This window comes from Streptomyces sp. (assembly GCF_050698815.1).
Classification (GTDB): domain Bacteria; phylum Actinomycetota; class Actinomycetes; order Streptomycetales; family Streptomycetaceae; genus Streptomyces.
Genome location: NZ_JBOHCV010000473.1, coordinates 1 through 5200 on the forward strand (window position 1 = coordinate 1; position 5200 = coordinate 5200).

Below are 5200 nucleotides of genomic sequence, written 5' to 3' on the forward strand. Positions count from 1 at the left end.
CCACGGCCTGGCGCGGTGCCAGGTCGATACCGCGGTCGGTCTCGTAGCTGGTCACCACGAGTCGCGTGCCGCGAAGAGCTCGCTCACTCATGAATTCGTGCCTCCCGGGCTTGTCGCCCACAGGACATGTGTCGCTGTCGTCATCGTCTGGTCAACGTCCGGTCGGCGGTGAAGATTCCCGAATCGGGAGATGCGTCGTCCGTCGTGCCGCCCCTTCATGTACCCACCGGTGACCGGTTTGTCACAACTGACAGGAGATGTCACCCAGCGTTCGCATCTCTTTGGCGTGCAGTAACGGTCCATCCGGCGAGCCGAGGGCGTACACTACCCGGCCGCAGCGCCAACTCCTAAATCCGGTCCGGTGAAGGGTTGCCGGCCGCAGCGGCGGCCTGCCCCACCGGTACCCGCCACAACAGTACGAAACCCAGCACGAAGAAGATCACCAGTGAGATGATCGCGGTTCGGTAGCTCTCCGTCAGCTGGTAGGCGACCCCGAAGACCAGTGGCCCGAGCCAGCTCGTTCCGCGGTCGCTCACCTCGTACAGCGAGAAGAACTCCGCCTCCTTCCCCTCCGGCACCAGCTGCGAGAACAGCGACCGTGACAGGGCCTGGCTGCCGCCCAGCACCAGCCCGATACCGGCCGCCAGTGCGAAGAACGACACCGGCGCCCCCGCGGGCAGGAAATACCCGCCTCCCACGGTCGCCGTCCACGCCACCAGCGAACCCAGAATCGTGCGCTGCGCCCCGAAACGCCGCGCCAGCCGCCCCATCAGCAGCGCACCCGCCACCGCGAGCACCTGCACCAGCAGTACCGCGGCGATGAGTGTCGTCTGGTCCAGGCCCAGTTCCTCCGAGCCGAACACCGACGCCTGGGTGATCACGGTCTGAACCCCGTCGTTGTAGACGAGATACGCCAGCAGGAAGGCCATCGTCAGCCGGTAGCGCCGCAGCTCCCGCAGCGTGCTCCCCAGCTGCCGCCAGCCGCTCAGCACCGAAACGCGGGCGCCCTGTACCGCCCCGGGCCGCTCCCGCAGCCGCACCAGGGGTATGACGGTGAAGACCGCCCACCACATCCCCGCGGAGGCCAGGCAGATCCGCACCGCCGAGCCCTCGCTCACCCCCAGCGCCTCATGCCTCAGGAACAGCGCCAGGTTCGCCACCAGCACCAGCGCCCCCGCCGCGTAGCCGAAGGCCCAGCCCCGTGAGGAGACCGCGTCCCGCTCCTCAGGGCCCGCGATCTGCGGCAGGAAGGCGTTATAGACCACGACCGCCACCGCGAACGAGACGTTCGCGACCACCAGCAGCGCTCCGCCCAGCAGGTAGCGCTCTCCGTCCAGGAAGAACATGCCCGCCGTCGCGCCCGCCCCGAGATAGGCGAAGCCGCCCAGAATCGGTTTCTTGCGGCCGGTACGGTCGGCCACCGCGCCCGCCAGCGGCATCACCAGCACCGACAGCAGTACGGAGACCGAGACCGTGTACGCGAAGTAGGAGCCGGCCCGCACCGGGATGCCCAGCGGGTGCACGAAACCGTCCGCGTCCGCCGCCGACTTGGCGATCTCCGTCAGGTAAGGGCCCAGAAAGACGGTGAGGACGCTGGTGGAGAAGACCGAGTTCGCCCAGTCGTAGAAGTACCAGCCGCGCTGCTCCCGGCGGCGCTCCGCCGTTCCGCCCGCGGCGTCGGTGACAGCAACCACAACAACCTGCCCCCTCGTGCTCCGGTGCCCCATGCGCCGGGCGGCGCGCGCGGGGACCGGCCTACGTGCGGTCAGGCAGCCACGCGCCCCGCTCGGTGAGGACGTCCCGCAGTGTCTCGATGTGATCGGTCACAATGCCGTCAATGCCCAGGTCGAGCAACTCCCGCATCCGCTCCGGTTCGTTCACCGTCCACACGTGTACCTGCAACCGCCGGGCATGCGCCGCCCGTACGAACGCCCGGTCCACCACCCGTATCCGCGACCAGCGTTCGGGAACCTGGACACACACCGCACTGCCGCGCACCGCCCGCGACGGGAGCCCGTACGAGCGCAGCCGCAGCCCCCGCACACCGCGCGTCCCCAGAGAGGTGGCCAGCCGCGACCCGGCCAGCTCCTGTGCCCGCGCCACCCGGGCCTCCTCGAAGGACCCGACGCACACCCGTGCCCACGCGTCCTCGTCCTTCAGCAGCTCCAGCAGCGGCAGGAGCGCGGCCTCCGACTTGACGTCGATGTTCCACCGGGCCCGGGGGAACGCGGTCAGCAACTCCCGCATCAGTGGCAGGGGTTCACTGCCACCGACGCGGGCCCGGCGCACCTCGGACCACGGCAGTCCGGCGATCGGCCCCCGGGCATCCGTCATCCGGTCCAGCGTCTCGTCGTGGAAGGCGACCAGCCGGCCGTCGGCCGTGGCGTGCACGTCCGTCTCGAGATAGCGGTAGCCCAGCGAGACCGCGTGCGCGAAAGCCCCGAAGGTGTTCTCCAGTCCCGCCGCGGCGCCGCCCCGGTGGGCGAGGGCCAACGGAACGGGGTGGTCTAGGAAAGGGTGCCGTGGCCGCCGTGCCGGTCCCGTACGTGCCGGAGGTCCTGCGTTCATCACCGCCGCAGTATCGCCCGGGAGGCGCAGCTGCGGGAACCGGAATCCTCACAGCGGCTCCGACGGCGGTTACCCGGGTTCAGCCTGGCTGCGCCGTTCGTCCGTACGGAACTCACGGCCGTCCGCGGTGCCGGGCTCAGGGAAGTCACCGTGATGCCGGGGCTCCGGCACCACGAACACCCGCAGGAACACCTGTGACAGCGGCCCGATCGCCAGCGCGTACAGCACCGTTCCTGCTCCGGCCGTGCCGCCCAGCAGGAGTCCGGTCACCAGCACGGCCACCTCGATACCCGTACGCACCAGCCGGATCGAGCGGCCCGTGACGCGGTGGAGCCCGGTCATCAGCCCGTCCCGCGGGCCGGGCCCGAAACGTGCGGAGATGTAGAGGCCCGTCGCCACGCCGTTGAGCACGACCGCCGCCACCATCAGCGGTATCCGCACCGCGAGCGCCCGTACCTCGGGCATCAGCCAGATCGTGCCGTCCATCGCCAGACCGATCAGCACCACGTTCGAGACCGTGCCCAGCCCGGGGCGTTGCCGCAGCGGCATCCAGAGCAGCAGCACCACCGCACCCACGATGATCGAGACGGTGCCGATCGACAGGGGGGTATGCCGCGCCACGCCCTGGTGCAGCACATCCCACGGGTCGAGACCGAGGTCCGCCCGCACCATCAGTCCGGCGCTGGCCCCGTACAGCGACAGCCCCACGTACAGCTGCACCAGGCGCCGGCCGAGACGCCGGCCGCCTTGCTGTGGCCGTGCCGGGGCCGGGCGGCCGGTTGTTGAGCTTCTGAAGACGGACAACGGGACCTTCCCCCTCTTCTGCCGTGCTGGCGCCGATGAGTGATCGCATGGCAGTCTGGAACCAGAAAGCAGGCCACATCCATGGCCAATCACTGGAGGGTGGACCGTAAACATGGCGCAGTGGACCTCTGCCGTGGGTGCTCCGCAGCTGGCGAGGCTGCTCGCGACCCAGCGGGCCGCCGCGTCCGCCAGCGAGCACTACGCCGGACACCGCGTCCCGGCGTACCGCTCGCTGGCGGACGGGGTGCGTTTCCTCGTGGTCGAAGGCCGCATCCCGGTGGCCACCCGCCTCCCCGCCGAGCGTGAACTCGCTGCGGCACTGCGCGTCAGCCGTACGACCGTGGCCGCAGCCTTCGAGGCACTGCGCGCCGACGGCTTCCTCGCGTCCCGGCGCGGCTCCGGCAGCTGGACCGCCTTGCCCGCGGGGAAGCCACTGCCCACCCGCGGGCTGGAACCCCTGCCGCCCGAGTCCGCGGGATCGATGATCGACCTGGCCTGCGCCTCCTTCCTGGCGCCCGAACCGCACCTGACCCAGGCGTTCCAGGGCGCGGTGAGCGACCTCGCGCCCTACACCCACACGCACGGCAACTACCCCGCGGGCCTGCCCGCCCTCCGCGAGGCGCTCGCCGCCCGCTATACGGCGCGGGGTGTGCCGACCATGCCCGAGCAGATCATGGTCACCACCGGCGCGATGGGCGCCGTCGCCGCCCTCGCCCGGCTCCTCACGCCGCGCGGCGAGCGCGTCGCCGTCGAACACCCCTCGTACGCCAATGTCCTGCATCTGCTGCGCGACGCCGGCGCGCGTCTCGTGCCGGTTCCCATGGCCGAGGGCCTGGCCGGCTGGGACCTGCCCGCCTGGCAGCAGGCGTTCCGCGACACCGCGCCGCGGATGGCTTACGTCATCGCCGACTTCCACAACCCGACGGGCGCCCTCGCCACCGACGACCAGCGCCGTGACCTGGTGGCCGCCGCCCGCGCGGCGGGCACGGTACTCGTCGCCGACGAGTCCATGGCCGACCTGGCGCTGGAGGACGGGCTCGAACTCCCGCGCCCGGTCGCCGCGTTCGACCCGGGCGGCTCGGCTGTCATCACCGTCGGCTCCGTCAGCAAGGCCATCTGGGCGGGGCTGCGCATCGGCTGGGTCCGCGCTGCCCCCGAGGTGATTCGCAGCCTCGTCGCGGCCCGCGTCTACGCCGACCTCGGCAGCCCCGTTCTCGAACAGCTCGCCGTCGCCCGGCTGATGGCCGGCGGGGGCTGGGAGTCGGCGCTCTCCCTGCGCCGCGCCCACGCCCGCGAGAACCGGGACGCGTTGGTCACCGCTCTCCGCGACCGGCTGCCGGACTGGGAGTTCACCGTGCCGCACGGCGGCCTCACCCTCTGGGTCCGCACCGGCGGCCTCTCCGGTTCCCGTATCGCCGACGCGGGGGAGCGGATCGGGGTCCGCGTCCCGGCCGGCACCCGGTTCGGCGTCGACGGCGCCTTCGAGGGGTACGTGCGGCTGCTGTTCACCCTCGCCGATCCGCTGCTCGAGGAGGCCGTCGCACGGCTCGCCAAGGCCGCCGACCTCGTCCGTACGGGCGCGGTCGGTGAGGCGGACGTTCCCCGCTCCTACGTGGCCTGAGCGCTTGCCTCGGGCGCCGGCCGTACCGGCTCCGTGGCCTGACAGGGCACCCGTTCCGGCAACAGTCCCAGCACCGCCAGACGTTCGGCTTCACCCGCCGCCTCGTCGAAGGGGTCGGGTGTCGCCGGCACCTGTACGCGCAGCACGGGCCCGCCGCCCAGCCGGGCGAAGCCACGGCCGGGCGGCGCCTGCGGCAAGGGCGGAGCG

At 71.7% G+C, this 5200-nt stretch carries 4 protein-coding genes and 2 pseudogenes; 1 reads left to right on the plus strand and 5 read right to left on the minus strand.

What is annotated here, in order from left to right:
• The 4 genes and pseudogenes from ACRDP3_RS17045 to ACRDP3_RS17060 all read right to left on the minus strand — a co-directional run.
• Positions 1–91, minus strand: a pseudogene (locus tag ACRDP3_RS17045) (RNA polymerase-binding protein RbpA); the annotation flags it as partial.
• Positions 92–347: 256 nt separating this feature from the next.
• Positions 348–1727, minus strand: coding sequence for an MFS transporter (locus tag ACRDP3_RS17050; protein WP_431517809.1), 1380 nt, complete (start codon positions 1725–1727; stop codon positions 348–350).
• Between the two features lie 28 nt (positions 1728–1755).
• Positions 1756–2568, minus strand: a complete 813-nt coding sequence (locus ACRDP3_RS17055; RefSeq protein ID WP_431517810.1) for a glycerophosphodiester phosphodiesterase — start codon at positions 2566–2568, stop codon at positions 1756–1758.
• Positions 2569–2637: 69 nt separating this feature from the next.
• Entirely contained in the window at positions 2638–3288 is a 651-nt protein-coding gene (locus tag ACRDP3_RS17060; protein WP_431517811.1) for a YczE/YyaS/YitT family protein, read from the minus strand.
• 196 nt (positions 3289–3484) lie between these two features.
• Between ACRDP3_RS17060 and ACRDP3_RS17065 the strand changes: the two genes are divergently transcribed.
• The gene (locus ACRDP3_RS17065; RefSeq protein ID WP_431517812.1) at positions 3485–4993 is read left to right on the plus strand and encodes a PLP-dependent aminotransferase family protein; all 1509 of its coding nucleotides are present in this window, start codon (positions 3485–3487) and stop codon (positions 4991–4993) included.
• Here ACRDP3_RS17065 and ACRDP3_RS17070 read toward each other — a convergent pair.
• Positions 4981–5200 (minus strand): annotated as a pseudogene (locus ACRDP3_RS17070) (hypothetical protein); the annotation flags it as partial. The gene ACRDP3_RS17065 and the pseudogene ACRDP3_RS17070 overlap by 13 nt on opposite strands.

What these genes read in the sequence shown, in the direction of transcription:
- ACRDP3_RS17050 (WP_431517809.1), bottom strand. Translation starts at nt 1,727, where the DNA reads ATGGGGCACCGGAGCACGAGGGGGCAGGTTGTTGTGGTTGCTGTCACC.
- ACRDP3_RS17055 (WP_431517810.1), bottom strand. Translation starts at nt 2,568, where the DNA reads ATGAACGCAGGACCTCCGGCACGTACGGGACCGGCACGGCGGCCACGG.
- ACRDP3_RS17065 (WP_431517812.1), top strand. Translation starts at nt 3,485, where the DNA reads ATGGCGCAGTGGACCTCTGCCGTGGGTGCTCCGCAGCTGGCGAGGCTG.